Below are 20,280 nucleotides of genomic sequence, written 5' to 3' on the forward strand. Positions count from 1 at the left end.
TCCCCCGGGAGCAAACATGAGTACACCTGTGATCATCGGCGGCTTCAGCGCTCCAGACTCTGAACTCGCTCGCAAGGCCTCCTTCCTCGTCGAACGCGTTCACTCGACAGTGCTCCTGCACCATGTGCATCGCACGTGGTGGTTTGCCGAATTCCTCGGCCAGCAGCGAGGCCTGAAATACGACCGCGAGGCCGTCTATCTCGCCGCATTGCTGCACGACCTGGGTCTGACGTACGAATTTGCAGCCGACCAACGTTTTGAAGTCGACGGCGCCGACGCTGCCAGCCGCTTCCTGCTGGAAAACGGTTACCCGGAATCGAAAGCCGAGCTGGTTTGGGATGCGATCGCACTTCACTCCAGCGCCGGCATCGCCGACCGCAAACAGCCAGAGATCGCCCTGATCTACATGGGCGCCCATGTCGACGTGATGGGATTACGGCTGGAGGAAATCACGCCATCGCTGGTCGAGGATACGCTGGCCCTCTACCCGCGCATTGGAATGAAAGCCGCGTTTACCCAAGCAGTCGCTGAAGTGGCCCGGAAGAAACCTCACACGGCGATTGGCACCGGGCTCGCGGATGTCGGACGTCGTCACGTGCACGGGTTCGATTGCCCGAATGTGTGCGACCTGATTGATCACGCTCCTTTCGATAGCTGACGGCGATACGTGATATCGGCGCGAGCAATGTGTGTTCCTTTACTTTGGAGTATTCACCATGCAGCAACGTAAATACCTCGTCACCGGCGCTACGGGAAAAACCGGCGCCTACACCATTCGCCACCTTCTCGACGGAGGTCATGCGGTTCGGGCTTTTGTGCACCAGGAGGACGAGCGCAGTGCAGCGCTCCAGAGCGAAGGTGCCGAAATATTTGTGGGCGATCTCCTTGAACATGACGACATTATTCGTGCGATGGAGGGGGTCACAGGCGCCTACCTGTGCTATCCCGTGCGTCCTGGCTACATTCAGGCAACTGCCTACTTTGCCGATGCAGCCCGGCGAGCCGGCGTCGAGGTCGTTGTGGAGATGTCGCAGATTTCTGCTCGGGAAGACTCTTTGAGTCACGCCGCGCGCGACCACTGGATTGCGGAACGTGTACTCGACTGGTCGGGCGTACCCACCGTGCACATCCGTCCGACGTTCTTTTCCGAGTGGCTGATCTTTCCGTGGGTGCTTGATCAGATCGTGAAAGAGAACAAGATCACGCTGCCATACGGCACCGGCCGACATGCACCCATCGCCGCTGAAGACCAGGCGCGACTGATCGCCGCCGTTCTCACACAGCCGTCTGGCCATATCGGGAAAACCTATCCGTTGTACGGCCCTGTCGAGCTGAACCATCAAGAGATTGCCGACGAAATCAGCGGCATCACAGGCCGCACCATCACCTACAGCCCTTCGACCCTGGAAGAGTATCGCCAGCATCTGGAGACCTACGATCTGCCGGAGTTTGTGATCCAGCACTTCCTCGCAGTCGCGATCGATTACCAGAACGGAATCTTTAGCGGTGAGGACGGGGTTATTGGCCAAATCACCGGACAAGCGCCTCAAACGGTGGGTGACTTCGTACGCGCAAACCGGCAAGCATTCGAGGTGTGATCACTATGGGCGTATGCGCTTGGTCTTGAAGACATACGCGTACGTCGCTTTTCACTTAGCATCCAATGATTGTCCATTCATTTCCAATGGAGTGCCTGATGAACCCAAAAATCGAGCTGTATGGCGCTCAAACCGGCAACAGTCTGAGGGCTGCGATAGCCTTGGAAGAAGCAGGTATCCCCTACACGGCACGGAGACTGAATCTGCAAGCGAATGAGCAGCGCGACTTGGCGTACCTGGCGCTTAATCCGGCAGGAAAAGTCCCAAACCTGGTCGACCATACGTCGACACCGGCACGGGTCATCAACCAATCAAACGCCATCATTCAGTTCGCTGATGCCAAAGCTCCCGGTCGACTCGCACCGGCGCATCCCGGACCAGAGCGCGACAGGGTGTTTGATCGTTACTTCTTTTTCGTAACGGACGTAATCGGGCCCAGCCATGCGGCATTTTTCCTGCGCCAAGCGGGATTAATCGATGCGGCCACCGTCATCGATCTGCGCGTCATTGAACAACTTGTCTATGCAGAACGGTTTCTTACCGGAGACTTTATGGCCGGAGATCAGTTTTCCATGGCGGACATCTCTGCTTTCACCATTGCGGCATCAATTCGTGACCGGCTGGATTGGGCAGTGCTTTCACGCTTATCACGCTGGTTCGACGCGATCGAAGCCAGGCCCGCAGTACAGCGAGGATTGAAAGCGTTCCAAAATCACTAAGTGCTACCCGGCAGACCTTATTGTGTGGCGAAGGGCCGTGCAGCCGCCCCTCAATCAACGCGGCGCAAGAGCGAGGAACTCGCCCGCACCTGCAACTGCGGCGCAAGGATGATGGACTCTGCGGCCTCGCCCTTGATGCGCTTGAGCAGCAACTCAACCGCATGCCGCCCCATCTGTGCCATCTGCAGGCGCACGCTGGTCAGTGGAACGATGAGTTCATTGGCTAGCGGGATGTCGTTGAAGCCGACGACGGCAATGTCCCTGCCCGGCTGCAACCCTTTGTCGCGGGCGGCGCCCATCAGGCCAATGGCAAGGAAGTCGTTGACCGCGAAAAACGCCTGTGGGCGTGGGTTGAGCCCCAACAGATACTCGCCTTGTTGGTGTCCGGTGTGGCTGTCAAAAGGACCATTGAGGATCCACTCCGGGCGCAGGGCGACGCCTTGCTCACGGTAATAGCGGATGAACCCGCGGGTACGATCAGCCCCGGTGGACGCATGCCGTTCACCCGCCAGGATCGCCACATCGCGACAGCCCAGTTGATACAAATGTTCGGCCGCCAACCAGCCGCCCAATTCGTCGTCGCTGGCCGCCGAGAGGTGTCCTGCAATCTGCCGGCTGACCAGCACGTAGGGAATGTGCTTGCGTGCGAGCAGATCGAGTAGGGGCTGGCTTTCACCCACGTGCGAGTCACCCACGATCAGCCCGGCCACTGAGCGGCGCAAGGCGTGCTCGGCACGTGCCAGTTGGCGCGGCTGCAGGTCGTCGGTATTGGAGACGAACGTGAGGTAGCCGGCCTCCTCCGCCGCGCTGTCGATGCTGTCATAAATGGTCGCCATCACCAGGTCGGTGAGGCGTGGCATGAGTACGCAGATCTCCTGACTTTTGCGCAATTTCAGGTTGGATGCCTGCGTGTTCGGCCGATAATCCAGCTCCTTGGCCAGTGCGCGGATCCGCGCCACCACCTCAGCCGACGCCGCTCGCTCGACCCCGGTCGGATCGCCATTGAGCACCCGCGACACCGTGGAGACGTGCAACCCGAGTGCAGTCGCCATGGACTTCAAGGTGGCGGGGCGAGATTCATTCGGCATGTTTGAGAGTCTTCCACCGTGCATTATTCAGCGCGCGATTCTACCTCAACCGTGCCCTCTTCCCGGAAAATAAACCTTTACCCAAACGATTGACTAAAACTTTTTCCGTATCTACATTTCGCTTACCCAAACGTTTGGGTAACACAATAAAAATACGCCGGACGCGGCCGACTTTTTGACTTCTGCCATCATTTTGAAGAGTCAGATCCCTATGAAGAGCGCAGCTATTCCGTCTTTCCGCTACCAGATTTTCTTCCTGATCATGCTGATGGCACTGCTCAACTACATTGACCGCGGCGCGATTGCCTATGCCTCGGCGAGCATTCTCCCGGAGTACGGTTTCGACAAGGCCGACTGGGGCAAAGTCCTGGGTTACTTCGGTTATGGCTACATCCTCGGGGCGTTGATCGGCGGCATCCTGGCCGACCGCTTTGGCGCCAAGCGCATCTGGCTGATTGCGGGGGCCACCTGGTCGATTTTCGAGATTGCCACCGCATTTGCCGGTGACCTCGGGCTGGCCTTCATGGGAGGCTCGGCCATGGCCGGTTTCGCCACTATCCGCGTGCTGTTCGGCTTTGCCGAAGGCCCGGCCTACTCGGTGATCAACAAAAGCGTGGCCAACTGGGCCACGCCCAAAGAGCGCGGCTTCGTGGTCTCGGTTGGACTGCTCAGCACACCACTGGGCGCGCTGCTCACCGCTCCGGTAGCGGTAGGTCTGCAAACCCTGACTGGCGGCTGGCGCAGCATGTTCGTGGTGCTGGGCGTGGTCAGCCTGGCGCTGCTGATTTTCTTCATGACGCGCTTCACCAACACCCCCGATGAGAACCCGCGGGTGTCCAAGGCCGAGCTCGACTTCCTGCGACGGGAACGCGCCGCGGCAGCCAATGCTTCAACCCCGACCACCAGCGTTGCGCCGGTATGGCATTTCTTCAAGAACAAGGACCTGATACTCAATGCGGTCGGCTACTTCTCGTTCGTGTACGTGACGTTCCTGCTGCTGACCTGGACCCCCAAATACCTGCAGGACGAGTTCCACTACAACCTGTCGTCGCTGTGGTACATGGGCATGATTCCGTGGACCGGCGCCTGCTTCACCGTGCTACTGGGCGGCAAGCTCTCTGACCTGCTGTTGCGCCGCACCGGCAACCTGAAGGTGGCACGCAGCTGGCTGGCCGCGACCTGCCTGCTGTTGACCACGCTCTGTTTCATACTGGTATCGCAGGCCCAGACCGTGTGGGGCGTGATTGCCCTGATGACCCTTGCCAACGCCCTCAACGCGCTGCCCAACTCGGTTTACTGGGCCGTGGTGATCGACACCGCGCCGTCCAACCGGGTCGGTGCCTACAGCGGCATGACCCATTTCATCGCCAACACCGCTTCGTTCATCGCGCCAATGCTGACCGGCTACCTGACCGTGCGTTATGGCTACTCGTCGATGTTCGTGGCAGCGGCGGTAGCCACTGCACTGGGCATGAGCGCGATGCTGATGGTGCGTCCCGGCAGCCGGCAAACCAGCCCTTCCCCTTTAGCCGCAGCAGTTTGATGGAGTTGTTTGTATGAGCCTGGCGAAGCCTGTTCACGTTGGATCTTTTTTTGGTCAATCGGTCATCGCGCTGGCCGAGCGCCTGCGCGCGGGCAGCCTGACGAGCGTCGAGCTGACCCAAGCAGCCCTGGACAACATCGAGCGCCTGAATCCGACCTTGAACGCCTTCGTTCATGTCGATGCACCCGTGGCACTGGCCCAGGCGCGCAAGGCCGACGAGCTGTTTGCCCAGGGGCTGGACCTGGGCCCGCTGCATGGCATACCGGTGGCGGTCAAAGACAATATCGACACGTTCGACCACGTCACCACCTACGGTTCGGCGCATTTCGCAGGCTTCAAGCCGAGCCGCGATGCGCTGTGCGTGCAGCGCCTGCGCGAGGCGGGTGCGGTCATTGTCGGCAAGACCTTGACCCACGAATTCGCCTACGGCCCGACCGGCGACCGCTCGCTGCAAGGCGCGGCACGTAACCCCTGGGATGCCAGTTGCATCACTGGCGGCTCCAGCGCCGGCAGCGCCGCGGCGGTGGCCAGCGGCATGGTGCCACTGGCGCTGGGCACCGACACCGGCGGATCTATCCGGATTCCGGCGGCGTTGTGCGCAGTGGTCGGCTTCAAGCCATCGTTTGCCAGCGTGCCGCTGGAGGGGGTGTTCCCGCTGTCGTCGAGCCTCGACCACGTGGGCCCGATCGCCAACCACGTCGAGGATGCGCGACTACTGTTCGAAGTGGTGGCTGGGCGAGTTTGTGCGCCGATGGCCAGCCCTCGACCGTTGCGGGTTGGCTGGATCACCACCGGCAGCTTCGGCCCAGTCGACGCCGAGCTGGATCGGCAGGTATTCCAGGCGGCGCAGCGGCTATTTGGCGAGGCGCTGCAGGATACTGCTGAACTCGAGCCGTTGGTGGCCGAAATGAAAGACACGCTGCTGGTGCTGCAACGCGCCGAGGCCTTCGATGTGCATGCCGAACGCATGCAGGATGCACCGCACACGTTCGAGCAGGAGGTGCGCGAGCGCCTCGAATTGTCGCGTGAAGTCAGGGGCTGGCAATACATCCGCGCACAAGCCAGCCAAGCACGGCTCAAGGAGGCGATGGCGCGCTTGTTCGAGCGCTATGACTTTCTTGTCTCGCCCAGCGTGCCGATTACCGCGACAGCGGTCGATGCGCGCGAGGTTCGGGTTGGTGAGCAGGACATCGATGTGCGCGCCGCGTTGCTCAGCCATACCAGTGCCTGGAATCTCACCGGGCTGCCTGCGATCAGCCTGCCGGTGGGACTGTTGAGGGGACTGCCTGTGGGGCTGCAGGTGATTGGCGCCGCGGGAGAGGATGATCGTTTGTTGCGGGTGATGGCGCAGCGATTCGTGCGGGACTAGGTAACCGCCTCGGACTTCATCGCCTCAACCACATAATTGAGCCAACCGCTGGCGGTGCTGGGGCGATAAACCAGCACCACCTGTTGGGTGCAGGAGAACGGGTTGTCAGTCAGATCGAGCCGTAACAGCTGAAGTTCGGCCAGCGCATAGTCCGGTAGATAGGCCAGAGCCAAACCCGCGCGTACAAGGCCATCAACCAAAAGAAGGTCATCGCTGCGGTAACGGATGATGCGCGGTTGCTGATCGTCACGCCAGCCGTCGGTGGCCGGCCCACCTTGCAGCCCGCGAAACGGCGGCTGTGCAGGTACCACGAAGGGGTATTTCAGAACCTCGGTCACCGTGGCGCATGGGCCGTTGCCTGCGAGGGTGAGCGGGTGGTTTGCGCCGACGGCCACTTCAAAGCGGGTCAGTCCGATGTTCAGTGCGATATGGCGCGGGTCGAGAGCCCCTAGCGCTGCCGTGGTCACCAGTGCCAGATCCGCCTCACCGCGGGCCAAGGCACTGAGCGCTTCGTCTTCCTTCTCGTTGCCGAAAGCCACTTGAGCACCGGGAAAGCGTTCGCCGATCAAACTGGCTATGCGCCGTCCCCAATTCAACTGCAACAGCGCCGGCCCGGAGATCCGGCAGTGGAAACTACCGCGAGTCCCCAGAAACTCACTACGCATCTGATCGGCATTGGCCATCAGCGCTGCAGCCCGATCAAGCAATCGCGCGCCGTCGGCATTCAAGCGCAGATTGCGCCCTTGGCGGTCGAACAGCGTGGTCTGCAAGGCTTGTTCCAGTCTCTTCAGCCCCTTGGACAGAGTACTCGGGCTCAGGTGCAGTTCCGAAGCGGCATCGGACAGGTTTTGGTGGCGCGCAAGGGCCAGGAATTGGCGCAGGGTCGCTAGATCGAATGTTTCCATTTGTTCAATAATTGTTGAATATTCGTGGATTGAAAAGCAAGTTTGATGACGGAGAATAGCGAACGTTTTTTGCCTCGGCAAGGAGAGGCGATGCTTGGTCCGATACGCATAATCCACTTTGTCCCGACCTGCGGTAAGGAGTTTGCTATGCACGCTTTGGAGTTCGTATTGGCTATTTTTGGGAACGCCACATGAAGAAGATCGCTTGCATTCAGCATCTGGCAGAAGAAGGCCCTGGCGCCCTGGCCGATTGGGCTCTGGGTCGTGATGTCGCCATCGAACTGTTTCGCGGTGATCTAGGGCTGTTGCCGACGCACGAAGACTACGATGCCTACGTGTTGTTGGGAGGTCCATTCAATGTGGTAGGGGCGGATTGCCCACCTTGGCTGGAGCAAGAAAAGGTCTGGCTTGGCAACTTGCTGCGCAAGGCCAAGCCGGTGCTCGGTATCTGCCTGGGCGGGCAACTGCTCGCTGATCGGCTCGGGGCGCAGGTTGCCCCCATCGACCACCCTGAGGGGGGATGGTGCGAGGTAGAGTTCATAGGGGATGGTGAGAATGGCGGGCATTACATGCAGGTGCTGCAGTGGCACGAACGCGGTTTTGCGCTGCCGGCTGGGGCCAGGCATCTGGCCAGGGGATCAGACTGGGAGAATCAGGCTTACTCTGTCGGCGATGGGATGATTGGACTGCAGTTTCACCCGGAATGGACGCCGCAGATTGTGAATGCACTCAACCGCCGTTTTGCTGCCGAGTCGCCACTACCTATGCCCTCAACTTCGGATGAAGCCTGTTACGCCCGTATGCATCAGTGGTTCTTCGGATTACTCGATCGTTGGTCGGCGTCATGGTCGAAGTGAGGGGGGACACCACTGAGTCGATGAAGACAGGTGGATAACCAAACGCGACGCGTAACACAGGGAATATCTATGCATAAGGTTGCGCAATGTTACTTCGGCGTATGGAAGCGGCGTTTGATCCAGTACCGCTCAGGGCGTTCGGACAGCGAAACGGCCGTGTATTGGCTACAGACACCGCGACTGTTTGCCGACCTGCGAATCCCCTCCAATCCGCTCCCAAGTCTGGCGCTCGAAGATCTCAGCCACTCTCATCATCTGGCGATGTGTGAACAGAAAGGTTTCGCCGGGGTGACCCAGATAGACGCCGACATTTGCCAATGGCATCGCAAAATGGACTATCAGCCGGCCAGTGGGGCTGAAGACATTGGTCGCATGCACTTTGAAACCAGTGAGTGCCTGATCGAAACCGCTCTGGACGAAAGTTACTACGAAATTTGGGATCGCTTGCCCGACTCCCTCGTCGCTTGTCGTGGCCAATGGTTGCAAGCGATGAATGAACCATCGCGTCAGGGCTGTCTGCTATTGGCCGGGGACTATTTTCTGTTCGCCGCCAGCCGTCCCACACCGCTGACACCGGGCCCTCATTTGCGCGAAACGTTCAGCCAACCCGAAAGCTCAATAAACCCTGTTTCCCTGTTCGCCTGCGAACTGTCTTTTGGCCGGCATCACGCCGGAGAAACTCCATGGAAAATCGAGTGCTCAACGCTCCCCGCCAAAACTGGCCAATGCCTGCTGCCATCATCGGTGGACCCGTTTGCCCCGGATATTTTCACCAATGAAGCCGTCATGTCTTCACTCGGCACATTCATTCCAGCTGGCGGTTGGCGCTGTGTGCCCGATCCGTGACAGCCCCACCGTCGTAAATCAGCATAGCGAAATCTCCTTGAAATCGTTGGTCCTGGCGCCCCGCGAGATGCCGCCAGGAGGGGGCATCAGTGCTGTTGCACAAAATCCAGAATCAATCGGTTGACCTGCTCGGCCGCTTCCATCTGCACCATGTGCGCCTGACCTGGCAGGACCTCGACCTGGGCCTTCAGCCCGGCGCTGTGGCTCACCGGAATAATCGCGTCGTCACTGCCCCAGATCAGCAACGCTGGCAGCCCGCCGTCCTGCACCACGCCGCGCAGATCGAGCTGTTGCCGTCCTTCTTTGAACAAGCCTGAAACCAGCAGGCGCAGGGCCGCGCCCACTCCTTCCAGGCGCTTGTACTTGAGCATGTCTTCGAGCATCTGCCGGTTGACCAGCTCGGGGTTTTCCAGCCGTCACCCAACTGGTGCTCGACTTCGGTGAACACCGCAGTGCTCCAGAAGTAATCGCGGTTCCAGTCCGCGCCGTAGAAATTCTTGCGCGAAACATCCGGCAGCGACATGGCGGCTTCACCAGCAACGTTGGTGTAGCGATAGGCAGGCAGGGAGCGCTGGGCGCCTTGGATATCGGTATTCTGATTGCTTGCACCGAGGGTCCAGACGGTGTCTGGCGTCAGGTCTATGTCGACGACGCCATAGATCTGGTTCGACTCGCGTTTACCGCCACCGTCGTAGTAGAAACCTTGCTTGCGATCGCTGAGCACAAGGCGTCCACGCACGTTGCCGCTGTCGGTCAACGGGCCGGTGACGTCGACCATGCCTCGATAGTCGTCCCAGGAGCCGGCACTGATTTCAGCCGATACCGCCGCCTCGGCCAACGGGCGTTTGCGCACCAGGTTGATACTGCCGCCGGGGCCGCCGGCGCCTGTCAGGCTGCCGGACGGTCCCTTGAGCACTTCGACGCGGTCATACATCGTCAGATCAGGTGAAAGGAAAATCCGGTTGTCCATGGTGGTCGGCGTGCCGTCCAGCTGCAACGAGGTGATCTCGAAGCCACGGGAGAAAAAACTCAAGCGGCTGGCGTCGATACGCTGCACGGTGACACCGCCGACCTTGCCCAGGGCATCCTCGAGGGTATAGAGGTTCTGCTTCTGGATACGTTCCTGGCCGATCACGTTGATGGTCTGCGGCACTTCGCGAAGACGCAACGGTACCTTGGTCCCCACCGACACGGTTGGCGCCTCGGTCTGCATACCCACAATCGACTGCTCGGGCAGCGTCATGGTGCTCGTTGTTTCGGTTGGCGCCTGCCCGGCTTCATTCTCTTGCGCCCATGGCCTACTTGCGCAACTTGTGACTGGAACAGGTGCACCTTGAACTGAGCGATTAGCGTACTCGAGGCCCCCCAACTGATGGCGCTAATGAGCTAAAAGTCCTTTTTTCGTCTGTCGCCCGCGCAAAAAAGGCGCCACTCAATGAGTGGCGATTTTTCTATATTTGGAGCGGGAAACGAGACTCGCATCTAGCGTCCGACCCATTGAAATCCAAGGGGTTTCTTTTATTCCAGAAACAGGAATGGACTCAATACCGGACTTGCTTGAGGGGTGCTTTGAGCGCGAAACGCCATTTTTATGGCGCCACTGGGTTGTTTCCAATGAAAATTCTCGAAACAACTCTTGGACAATTCAAAAAATTGACGGTATCATTTTGATATCGCCCCTGTTGTCGACTTGCTTAACCGACACGACAAGCAGCGGATAAGCTTCGAAACCGTGGTTGCACCTGCCTGTACGTTGCGCTGCTTGTGGCAATCATTGCGTACCGGGCCCGTATCGAAATGCACAGACCAGCAACTTGATTTGCCGTCGAACAAACACTCGATGATTGTACGCCGCGAGTCCCGGCTTTACGGGAACCCGAGGCTCTGCCGTGGATGGTTCAAGAAGTCACACGAGCCAGACACCGAATGCCGCGGATTGTTTTCGCATCCGAATATGGCAAATGGCACATGAACGGGTCTGCCCCGTCCAGCAGCAAGGATGATTCAGATCATGTCAGGCGCAAGGTTCATCCCTGAACGTTTTTTCGAGGTATTCCGGCCAGATGGCAGCTCCTTTGCAGCGGCCGTTGCACACCCGGTTCACAGGTAAGAAGGCGGTAGAGGATCGTTTTTTGCATAGGGCTCGCGGCCCGGTTGGTTTAAGGTATTTTTCTGGTACGCAGAGGTCAGTTTGAGTCATGTCAGCTTAGGCATCCGGCATTTGCAGGATGAGCAAGTGTTATTGCGTCAAGGCGGCCTGTACTGGGTCTCCGTCGACCTGAACAGCGATGCCGAGACGCTTGCGCTTCAGTTCCTGAGCGCCTTGCCACAAGCCCAGCCAACCACACTGGTATGCGGCGGATGCGATCCCCGGACCCTGCTGGAAAACCTCGACGGCGAGTTTGGCCCGGAGCGCCTGCGGCTCTTCGAAGTAGCCGACGATGATCTCGGGATGGCCCTGAAATCCTGGGTGTCCGAGTTGCATCGCAGCGTCAGGACCCGAGGCAGTCAAATCCTCCTGCTATTACCGGCCCTGGCCTGGCGGCGCTTCGACGCCCGGTCTCTGCAGCAATGGTGCGAAGAAGTGCGCCAGTGGTTACGCCAGCGTCGCTGCACGCTGGTGGTGCTGTGCCACGGCCAGGAACCAGCGGTGCATGCCGAACTGGTGGGCCTCAACGAAGAGTTGTCGGGGTTGGCGCAGTTGTATCGGCGTGATGGCAGCATCCGTTATCAGCTGCACTTCTGGCACAACGAGCTGGGCGTGTGTACCGCCCAAGAATTCGAACTGGAGCAGGCCGACGGCGTTCTTGGCCTGAGCCAGGCGCAACGTGGCAGCCCTCAAGCCATCCGCACCGATGACCGGCGCGTCTACCTGACCCAGCGCAGCGTACTCGAAGGCGCACCGCCGCTGTCCCAGCAATGGCGACTGTTCGAGGGGCGTGACGAGTTGCTGCTGCACGCCCTCAAGATGCGAGCCGCTAGCGTGATCGTGGCCATCGAAGGCAACGACCAGGTCGAAGACCTTGCCCGTCAGTTGCACAAATTGCGCAATCAGTGCGGCTCGGCACTGAAAATCATCGTTCGCGAAATGGAGCCCTGCCTGCGCTACCGCGACGAGCGTCTGCTGCTGGCCTGCGGCGCCAATCTGATCGTGCCGCTGAAGGCCTCGCTGGCGCACTTTCTAAGCCTGACCGATAGCGTGCAGGGGCAGCTCTGGCATTACCGCAGCGACATTGATTTCCAGACCCTGTACGACCGCATGCACCCCCCTCATGTTCGCGGGCTGCTGACACCGAGCACGTTCATCGCAACCCTGGATCAGGTGTACAGCGGCGCCTCGGGCGAGATCAGCCACCAGTTGCTGAAACTGCAGCCACGTGGCGGGCTCCAGGTCGAGCAATACCTGAGTCAGATCAATCTGCGCCGTTATGGCGACATCGCTTGCGTGCTGGACGGCACCTTCTATCTGTTTCTGTTCGCCTGCCGCGCCGATGGCCTGGAGCCGGCACTGGGCAATATATGCCGCCTGCCATGGGCCGATATTTTCAGCGCCTGCGAGTCGTTGTCGTCGGTGGATCGCTTGCCGCGCAAGGGCTTTATCGAGGCGACCGAATTGCCCGAGACCTTCCGGTTGGCGGATGAACGGGTCATCGACAACCTGTCGCAGTCCGTCGGGTTGACCGGCTTTACGCCACACCGCATCACCCTTTCGCTCACGGAACCTTGCGCATGATGTATTCCGATCTGCTGCAGGTGATTGCCGCCAGCAGTCTGCTGACGCTGGCGCTGGCGCTGCTGCTGAGCCATTTCGGTCAGCGTATCAGGCACGGGCTTGAGCGTTACTTGCGCCCGCGTTACTTGAAATCCCGTGGCGTACGTCGGCGTACGACCCCGCAACCTGCCCAAAGTGAGTCCCATGAGCCGTCTTGAAATCCCCGTCATCGCGCAACCTGCGTGGAGCTGGCCGGGTCTGGGCCTGTGGAACCTGTACTTCCTGATCAAGTTGCTGTTGTTCTGGGGCGGTTACCTCAACCTGCAGATCCTGCCCAATCTGGTGTTCGCTGCCGTCTTGCTGGTGCCGTTGCGCAATCGCCATGCGAGCCTTCTGCGTTGGCTTATCGCCGTGCCGCTGGGGGTGGCTCTGTTTTATCAGGACTCTTGGTTACCGCCGTTCAGCCGCCTGTTGGACCAACCCGGCGTACTGAACTTCACCGGTGAATACCTACTGGAGCTGGCCGGTCGTTTCATCGACTGGAACCTCTGCGGGCTGCTGCTGATCGTGGTGGTGGCCTACCTGTTCGTCAGCCAGTGGCTGCGCCTGACCACACTGACCCTGGGCTGGCTGGCGTTGCTGGGCAGCGCCAACCTGCTGGCGTTGCAAGCGCCCGCGCAACAGGCTGCGAACCCCGGCACGGCTTCTGCCAGCGCAGTGGTCAGCAACGCCGAGCCCGACAGCGCGACGCTGGACGACTACCTGCAGAAGTTCTATGACACCGAGGCCGGCCGGCGCGTCGAGTTCAAACCCTCGACCTCGGCGGCCCAGCCGTTCGATCTGCTGTTGATCAATATCTGCTCCATGGCCTGGGACGACCTGGACGCCGTGGGCCTGCGGGACAACCCGCTGTTGCAGCAGATGGATGTGGTGTTCGACAACTTCAACTCGGCCACCGCCTACAGCGGCCCGGCGGCGATACGCCTATTGCGCGCCAGCTGTGGTCAGCAACCGCACAACAAGCTCTACGGCGTGGCGCCGGAACAATGCCTGCTGATGGACGATCTGCGCAAGCTCGGGTTTGCCAGCGAAGTGATGCTCAACCACACCGGGCAGTTCGAAGGCTTCCTCGATGAAGTCCGCAGCCAAGGGGCTCTGCCCAATCCGGCGGTGAACGCCTCGAACCTGTCGCGGGCGCTGGTGGGCTTCGACGGCTCGCCGATCTGGCGCGACCGGGAAGTCCTGGACAAGTGGTGGCAGCACCGCGAGAACAACCAGGATTCGCGCGTGGCACTGTTCTACAACACCACCACGCTGCACGACGGCAACCGAGCGCTGACCGCCGACGGCGGCACCAAGAGCGCCGAGTACAAACCTCGTGCCCAGGCCCTGATCGACGACCTGACGGCCTTTATCAAGGAGCTCGAGCGCAGCGGTCGACGCGTGGCCGTGGTGATAGTGCCCGAGCACGGCGCGGCGCTGCATGGCGACCGCATGCAGATCTCCGGCATGCGCGAGATTCCGAGCCCGTCGATCACTCACGTGCCGGTGGGCATCAAGCTGATCGGCATGGGTTCCGCGGCGAATTCAGCGCCGCTGCATGTCAGCGCACCCAGCAGTTACCTGGCCTTGTCCGAAATCATCGCCCGCTTGTATGCCGCCGCTCCTCAGGCCGAGGGCCAGGGGCTGGACTGGCAGGCGCTGTTGAGCGATCTGCCGCAGACCCCTGCGGTGTCCGAGAACTCCGGCACCGTGGTACTCGACTACGCCGGCAAGCCCTATGTCCGGATCAAGGAGAAAGGTGCATGGCTACCTTACCCTCAGCGCTTCAAATGAGTGCCTTGGTGCATGCCCGTAACGGGCGAGCCGATGACATCGCCCGACTGAAGCTTGAGCTGGAGCTGCCGGACCTTGAGTACGTGGACATTTCCGCCGAACTGGAACTGCTCCGCGCCTTGCAGCGCTGGCCGCTATTGGCCGAGCTCGAAGAGGCACTGCCGCTGGAAACACAACTGAAGACCCCACAGGAGGTGAGGACGTGAGATCGCTGAGTCTGCGCGGGTTGCGTGGAGGTGTCGGCAGCAGTTCCCTGCTGGCGGGGATAGGCTACGCCCTGCACAGCCTGGGCGAGCGGGTGCTGGTGGTGGACATGTGCCCGGAAAACCTGCTGCGCCTGTACTTCAACCTGGCGACCGTGGAAAGTTGCGGCTGGGCCCGCGGCATGCTCGATGGCGAGAATTGGTACAACCAGGCCTGGAGCCTGGCGCCAAATCTGAGTTTGCTGCCCTATGGCCGCCTCGACCGTGACGAACAACTTGAAATGGAACGCCGCCTGGCGAAGGACCACACCCTGTGGGTCAGGCGTCAAGCCAGCCTGGCCGAACACTACGACTGGGTACTGTTCGATGTGCCACAGCGCCTGGTCGGGCACGGCAACACCGGCCCCTGTCATTTCCCTATCCAGGTCGCCGAAGCGGACGCGGCCTGCCATGTGCTGCTGCAACAGCAAGAGACGGTGAGCGGTCCGCTGCTGGTCAATCGTTTCGATCCCGGTAGCCAGTTGCAACGCGATCTGATGCTTATCTGGCGCAAGAACCACGCCGATCGGTTGCTGCCCCTGACCGTGCACAACGATGAGGCGATGCGCGAGTCGCTCGCGTTCAAGACCCCGGTCGGGCTGTATGCGCCGGGCAGTCTGGCGGCCCAGGACGTGCTGAGCCTGGCGACCTGGTGCCTGGCTCGCCGCCGGGAGACGGCATGATTGCTCGCTGGTTTCCCTACACCCACCTGCGTCGCGAGTACGACACCCCCCCTCTGACCGGGCTCTGGCTGGCCTCGCTCAATGCTCTGGCCTGGCTGTTCCTGCGCCTGGAGGCGCCGGGCTGGCAGCAGTTGCGCGAGCAGCGCCAGCGCTGGTATCCGCAGTTGGCGAACAAGCCACCGAGCCTGGGTGATCCGCTGCGTTTGCTGGTGCAAAGCGTCTGGTTGCTGCTGGTGCAGCCGCTGCGGCCACGCCGCCCGCTGAGCTGGCCGCGCTGGATGCGCTTCGTGCAGCTGCGGCAACGCCTGCTCGGCATGCGCTTGGGCCCCTTGCTCGAAGCCTTGCCGCGCCATGTCCAGCAAAGCCGGCGAGTACGGCAGAGCCAGATCTGGTGGAAAGGCCTGGAGCCTCGCTGTCAGCGCTGGCTGAACATCGGTGTGGGCGTGGTAGCGGTGGTGCTGATGTTGGTGTGCATCACCGAACCCTTCGGCTACATCGCCCAACTGGTGTTCGTGATTCTGCTCTGGGCGCTGGCCATGTTGGTGCGGCGCATCCCGGGGCGCTTCCCGACGCTGTTGATGATCGTCCTGTCGACCATCGTGTCCTGCCGCTATCTGTGGTGGCGCTACACCTCGACCCTAAACTGGAACAACCCGCTGGACCTGACCTTCGGCCTGTTGCTGCTGGCGGCCGAAACCTACGCCTGGGTGGTGTTGATCCTGGGCTATATCCAGACCTGCTGGCCGCTGGGGCGCCAGCCGGCGCAGATGCCTCGCGATACCCGGCTGTGGCCCACCGTCGATCTGCTGATCCCGACCTACAACGAGGACCTCTCGGTGGTCCGCGGCACGGTCTACGCCGCCCTGGGCATCGACTGGCCGCAGGACAAGCTGCGCATCTACATTCTCGATGACGGTAAGCGCGAGAGCTTCCGCCAGTTCGCTGCCGACGTCGGCGTCGGCTACATCACTCGCGCCGATAACCAGCATGCCAAGGCCGGCAACCTCAACCATGCGTTGAGCCGTATCGATGGCGAACTGGTGGCAATTTTCGACTGCGACCACATCCCTGTGCGCTCCTTCTTGCAGCTCACTGTGGGCTGGTTCCTGCGCGATCCGAAGCTGGCCCTGGTGCAGACCCCGCACCACTTCCTGTCTCCCGACCCGTTTGAGCGCAACCTGAACATGTTCCGTCGCCGGCCCAACGAGGGCGAACTGTTCTACGGCCTGGTGCAGGACGGCAACGATACGTGGAACGCGGCGTTCTTCTGCGGTTCCTGTGCGGTATTGCGTCGCGCCGCGCTGGACGAGATCGGCGGCTTCGCGGTCGAAACCGTGACCGAGGACGCCCATACCGCGCTGCGCCTGCACCGGCGCGGCTGGAACTCGGCCTACGTGCGCATTCCCCAGGCTGCCGGGCTGGCGACCGAAAGCCTGTCGGCGCATATCGGCCAGCGGATTCGCTGGGCCCGCGGCATGGCGCAGATTTTCCGCACCGACAACCCCTTGCTGGGCAAGGGCCTGACGATCTTCCAGCGGGTCTGTTATGCCAACGCGATGCTGCACTTCCTGGCCGGTCTGCCGCGGCTGTTGTTTCTCACCGCACCGCTGGCCTTCCTGTTTCTGCACGCCTACATCATCTACGCCCCAGCATTGATGATCCTGTTGTACGTGCTGCCGCACATGATCCATGCCAGCCTGACCAACTCGCGGATGCAGGGCAGTTTTCGCCAGACGTTCTGGGGGGAGGTCTACGAAACGGTACTGGCCTGGTACATCGCCCGACCCACCACTGTGGCGCTGTTCAACCCCCGGAAAGGCAAGTTCAACGTCACGGCCAAAGGCGGCCTGATGGAGCACAACCAGTTCGACTGGAAGATCGCCCAGCCCTATCTGGTGCTCTCGGCCCTGAACATGGCGGGCCTGGGTTTCGCCTTCTGGCGCTTGTTCACTGGCCCGGCGACCGAGCTCGGCACGGTGCTGGTGAGCACTCTCTGGGTGGTCTACAACCTGCTGATCATCGGTGCCGCGGTGGCGATTGCCGCTGAAGTGCGGCAGGTACGCCAGACCCACAGGGTGCAGTCCAGGCTGCCGGCGGCCGTGCGTCTGGATAACGGTCGCTTCTACTCCGGCATGCTGGTGGACTACTCCGACGGCGGCGCCGGGTTCCAGGTGGATGTGCCGCTGTCGCTGCCGGTGGGCGGTCGCGTTTCTCTGCTGATGCAGCGTGGGCAGCGCGAGTTCCTGTTTCCCGGCGTGGTCTGCCGTAGCCAGAAGAACTTCGTGGGCATCAGCTTCACCCAGCTCACGGAGCAACAGAAGATCGATTTCGTGCAGTGCACCTTCGCCCGGGCCGACGCCTGGCTGAACTGGGGCGAAGACTTCGCACAGGACCGGCCACTGCACAGTTTCCTGGACATTCTCAAGCTGGGCGCCAAGGGTTACTACCGGCTCTACGAATACCTGCCGGCCTGGACCCACGTGGTGTTCGGTCCGGTCCTGCGCCTGCTGGCCTGGCTGGGCAGTTACCTGCCGCGCATGCCCCTGGCGTCTTCCCCCTCCTCCTCTTCTTCTATAACGGTGAACGCATCATGAGCCGCTATTTCAGCAAATCTCTATTTGCCAGCCTGGCGCTCCTGGCCGTCGCCTGCGCGCAGGCCGCCCCGGCGCCTGTCACTCTCCCGCCGGCGCAGGAGCAGAAAGCCCCGAACTGGGCCACCGCGCGCACCTTCGAACAGCTGGGGCGTTCGGCCGACAGCCTGTTGCTGGGAATCCACAACAGCGATCAGATCGAATTCACCCTGCGGCGCGACCGTATCGCCAGCGATGCCAGGCTTAAGCTGGAGTACACCCCGTCTCCGGCGCTGCTGCCGACGCTCTCGCATATGCGGGTCTACCTGAATGACACCCTGATGAGCGTGGTGCCCATCGAGAAAGAACAACTGGGGCGCAAGACCACGCAGCAGATCGCCCTGGATCCCCGACTGGTCACCGATTTCAACCGCGTTCGTCTGGAATTCGTCGGCCATTACACCGACATTTGCGAAGACCCGGCCAACAGCGCCTTGTGGGTCAACGTCAGCCGCGCCAGCCAGGTTTCCCTGCAGGAACAGGCACTGGCGACCCAGAACGATCTGGCGTTCTTCCCGAGGCCATTCTTCGACGCACTGGGCTATGGCAAGCCGGTCATCAACCTGCTGTTCGCCGACTCCCCGACCGTAGGCGAACAGCGCGCCGCCGGCATCCTGGCCTCTTATTTCGGCAGCCTGGCGGGTTGGCGCGGCGCCCAGTTCCCGGTGCTGTTCGATCAACTTCCGGCGAGCCAGGACCAGGACACCCTCAACCCTTCGGTGGTGTTCGCCACCAACGATCATCGGCCACAGTTCCTCGCGGACCTGGAGAAGTTCCCACTGGTGCAGGCGCCGGTGGTGCAGCTGATCGACAACCCCAACAACCGCTACAGTAAAGTGCTGCTGGTGATGGGGCGCAATGACGCTGACCTGGCGGTGGCCGCCCGTGCCCTGGCCTTGGGCGGCGAGCTGTTCCGCAGCTCGCGGGTGACGGTGGAAAACGTCCAGCAGTTGCAGCCACGCAAGCCCTACGACGCCCCCAACTGGATGCGTACCGATCGCCCGGTGCGCTTCGCCGAACTGCTCAAGTACCCCGAGCAGTTGCAGGTCAGCGGCCTTCTGCCGCGGCCGATCATCCTCGACATCAACCTGCCGCCCGACCTGTTCGTCTGGCGTAACCAGGGCATCCCGCTGCAGACCAAGTACCGCTACACGCCGCCGTCGACCAACGACGAGTCGCGCCTGAACATCAGCCTAAACAACCAGTTCATCACCAGCCTGCCGCTGCTGCGCAACACCAACAGCCGTCTGGAGGAACTGCGCCTGGCGGTGCTGTCCAGCGAGTCGGCGAACACCAGCGACCACCTCTTGGTACCGGCGCTGAAAATCGGCGATCGAAACAGCATCCGCTTCGATTTCAGTTTCGCCAGCACCTTCGGTAGCTCCCAGCGCGACCGTTGCCAGACCTCCCTGCCGGTAGACACCCGGGCTCTGATCGACGATGAGTCGACCATCGACCTGTCGGGCTATCACCATTACATCGCCATGCCGGACCTGCGCGCTTTCGCTCGCAGCGGCTTCCCGTTCAGCCGCATGGCCGACCTGTCGGAGACCCTGGTGGTGGTGCCGGCCAATCCGACCGCCACCCAGCTCAGTACCTTGTTCGAGGCGGTCGCCAAGATCTCCTCGCAAACCGGCTTCCCGGCGCTGGCCCTGAACCTGAGCGACAACTGGGATGACGCCAGGAAAGCCGACGTCGACCTGCTGGTGCTGGGCGCCCTGCCCGCGGACCTGCGGGATCAGCCGGACCTCAACCTGTGGCTCGACCACACCCTCGACTCCCTGATACAGGCATCGAATGCCGCCGCCGGTCAGGCTTCGGCCCGGGCCGGGCAGATCAACGATGAGCGCAACCTGGGAGCCAACCGGATCGAAGTGTCGGCCAAGGCCCCGATGGCGGCGATCGTCGGTATGCAGTCGCCCTTCCATAGCCAGCGCAGCATTGTCGCGCTGCTGGCCACCAACGCCCCCGATTATCAGATGCTGCGCGAAACCCTGAGCGATAACGGGAAAGTCGACGCCGTGTCCGGTTCCGTGGCCATGATCCGCAGCAGCGGCGTGAACAGCCAGCTGGTCGGCGAGCAGTACTTTGTCGGCTACTTGCCATGGTGGCTGATGCTCTGGTTCCAGCTCTCGGAACATCCAGTACTGCTGGCTGGCATGGCGGTCCTGAGTGTGCTGCTGACCGCCTTCCTGCTGTGGCGCGCCTTGCGCTGGGCCGTACGTCGTCGGCTGGCGAACGAGGAGTAAGGG

The 20,280-nt window shown here is 61.4% G+C and carries 16 protein-coding genes and 2 pseudogenes; 14 read left to right on the plus strand and 4 right to left on the minus strand.

What is annotated here, in order from left to right; genetic code table 11:
* Window positions 1-16 precede the first annotated feature (16 nt).
* The 3 genes from KGB23_RS05235 (at window position 17) to KGB23_RS05245 (ending at window position 2,317) form a co-directional block, all read left to right on the plus strand.
* Complete coding sequence (locus tag KGB23_RS05235; protein WP_150655705.1) at window positions 17-658, plus strand: HD domain-containing protein; 642 nt, start codon at window positions 17-19, stop codon at window positions 656-658.
* Window positions 659-716: 58 nt separating this feature from the next.
* Window positions 717-1,598 (plus strand): NmrA family NAD(P)-binding protein, encoded by an 882-nt coding sequence (locus KGB23_RS05240; RefSeq protein ID WP_223430184.1) that lies wholly within the window; start codon window positions 717-719, stop codon window positions 1,596-1,598.
* A 98-nt stretch (window positions 1,599-1,696) separates the two neighbouring features.
* Complete coding sequence (locus KGB23_RS05245) at window positions 1,697-2,317, plus strand: glutathione S-transferase family protein (RefSeq protein WP_223430185.1); 621 nt, start codon at window positions 1,697-1,699, stop codon at window positions 2,315-2,317.
* Between the two features lie 50 nt (window positions 2,318-2,367).
* Here KGB23_RS05245 and KGB23_RS05250 read toward each other — a convergent pair whose 3' ends face one another.
* Window positions 2,368-3,405 (minus strand): LacI family DNA-binding transcriptional regulator, encoded by a 1,038-nt coding sequence (locus KGB23_RS05250; RefSeq protein WP_223430186.1) that lies wholly within the window; start codon window positions 3,403-3,405, stop codon window positions 2,368-2,370.
* A gap of 211 nt (window positions 3,406-3,616) precedes the next feature.
* Between KGB23_RS05250 and KGB23_RS05255 the strand changes: the two genes are divergently transcribed.
* Entirely contained in the window at window positions 3,617-4,948 is a 1,332-nt protein-coding gene (locus tag KGB23_RS05255; protein ID WP_223430187.1) for an MFS transporter, read from the plus strand.
* Window positions 4,949-4,961: 13 nt separating this feature from the next.
* Window positions 4,962-6,317 carry an amidase gene (locus KGB23_RS05260; RefSeq protein ID WP_223430188.1) on the plus strand — a complete coding sequence of 452 codons (1,356 nt, stop codon included), beginning with the start codon at window positions 4,962-4,964 and terminating at the stop codon, window positions 6,315-6,317.
* Here KGB23_RS05260 and KGB23_RS05265 read toward each other — a convergent pair.
* Entirely contained in the window at window positions 6,314-7,222 is a 909-nt protein-coding gene (locus tag KGB23_RS05265) for a LysR family transcriptional regulator (protein ID WP_223430189.1), read from the minus strand. The two genes, KGB23_RS05260 and KGB23_RS05265, sit on opposite strands and share 4 nt — an antisense overlap.
* Before the next feature lie 191 nt (window positions 7,223-7,413).
* Here KGB23_RS05265 and KGB23_RS05270 point away from each other — a divergent pair, with 191 nt between their 5' ends.
* A complete protein-coding gene (locus KGB23_RS05270) occupies window positions 7,414-8,079 on the plus strand; it encodes a type 1 glutamine amidotransferase (protein ID WP_223430190.1) in 666 nt (221 codons plus the stop codon).
* Window positions 8,080-8,148: 69 nt separating this feature from the next.
* Window positions 8,149-8,925, plus strand: coding sequence for a hypothetical protein (locus KGB23_RS05275; RefSeq protein WP_223430191.1), 777 nt, complete (start codon window positions 8,149-8,151; stop codon window positions 8,923-8,925).
* Between the two features lie 86 nt (window positions 8,926-9,011).
* Here KGB23_RS05275 and KGB23_RS05280 read toward each other — a convergent pair.
* Window positions 9,012-9,332 (minus strand): annotated as a pseudogene (locus tag KGB23_RS05280) (acetoin dehydrogenase dihydrolipoyllysine-residue acetyltransferase subunit); the annotation flags it as partial.
* A 470-nt stretch (window positions 9,333-9,802) separates the two neighbouring features.
* Window positions 9,803-10,168, minus strand: a pseudogene (locus KGB23_RS05285) (TonB-dependent receptor plug domain-containing protein); the annotation flags it as partial.
* Between the two features lie 948 nt (window positions 10,169-11,116).
* On the opposite strand from KGB23_RS05285, the gene bcsE reads away from it, so the two are divergent.
* From bcsE to bcsB, 7 genes are read left to right on the plus strand one after another with little or no spacing between them, the layout of a single operon-like run.
* The gene (gene bcsE / locus KGB23_RS05290) at window positions 11,117-12,658 is read left to right on the plus strand and encodes a cellulose biosynthesis protein BcsE (protein ID WP_223430192.1); all 1,542 of its coding nucleotides are present in this window, start codon (window positions 11,117-11,119) and stop codon (window positions 12,656-12,658) included.
* Window positions 12,655-12,855 carry a cellulose biosynthesis protein BcsF gene (gene bcsF, locus KGB23_RS05295; protein WP_223430193.1) on the plus strand — a complete coding sequence of 67 codons (201 nt, stop codon included), beginning with the start codon at window positions 12,655-12,657 and terminating at the stop codon, window positions 12,853-12,855. Before bcsE ends, bcsF begins: the two co-directional genes overlap by 4 nt.
* Window positions 12,842-14,473, plus strand: coding sequence for a cellulose biosynthesis protein BcsG (gene bcsG / locus KGB23_RS05300; RefSeq protein ID WP_150655676.1), 1,632 nt, complete (start codon window positions 12,842-12,844; stop codon window positions 14,471-14,473). The genes bcsF and bcsG overlap by 14 nt, the downstream gene beginning before the upstream one ends.
* A complete protein-coding gene (bcsR, locus tag KGB23_RS05305; protein ID WP_223430194.1) occupies window positions 14,443-14,679 on the plus strand; it encodes a cellulose biosynthesis protein BcsR in 237 nt (78 codons plus the stop codon). Before bcsG ends, bcsR begins: the two co-directional genes overlap by 31 nt.
* Window positions 14,676-15,398, plus strand: coding sequence for a cellulose biosynthesis protein BcsQ (gene bcsQ / locus KGB23_RS05310; protein WP_223430195.1), 723 nt, complete (start codon window positions 14,676-14,678; stop codon window positions 15,396-15,398). The genes bcsR and bcsQ overlap by 4 nt, the downstream gene beginning before the upstream one ends.
* Window positions 15,395-17,992, plus strand: coding sequence for a UDP-forming cellulose synthase catalytic subunit (bcsA, locus tag KGB23_RS05315; RefSeq protein ID WP_223430196.1), 2,598 nt, complete (start codon window positions 15,395-15,397; stop codon window positions 17,990-17,992). Before bcsQ ends, bcsA begins: the two co-directional genes overlap by 4 nt.
* Window positions 17,989-20,277 (plus strand): cellulose biosynthesis cyclic di-GMP-binding regulatory protein BcsB, encoded by a 2,289-nt coding sequence (bcsB, locus tag KGB23_RS05320; RefSeq protein WP_223430197.1) that lies wholly within the window; start codon window positions 17,989-17,991, stop codon window positions 20,275-20,277. The genes bcsA and bcsB overlap by 4 nt, the downstream gene beginning before the upstream one ends.
* The last annotated feature ends 3 nt before the right edge of the window (window positions 20,278-20,280 follow it).

The organism is Pseudomonas sp. GL-B-26, from assembly GCF_019947405.1.
Classification (GTDB): domain Bacteria; phylum Pseudomonadota; class Gammaproteobacteria; order Pseudomonadales; family Pseudomonadaceae; genus Aquipseudomonas.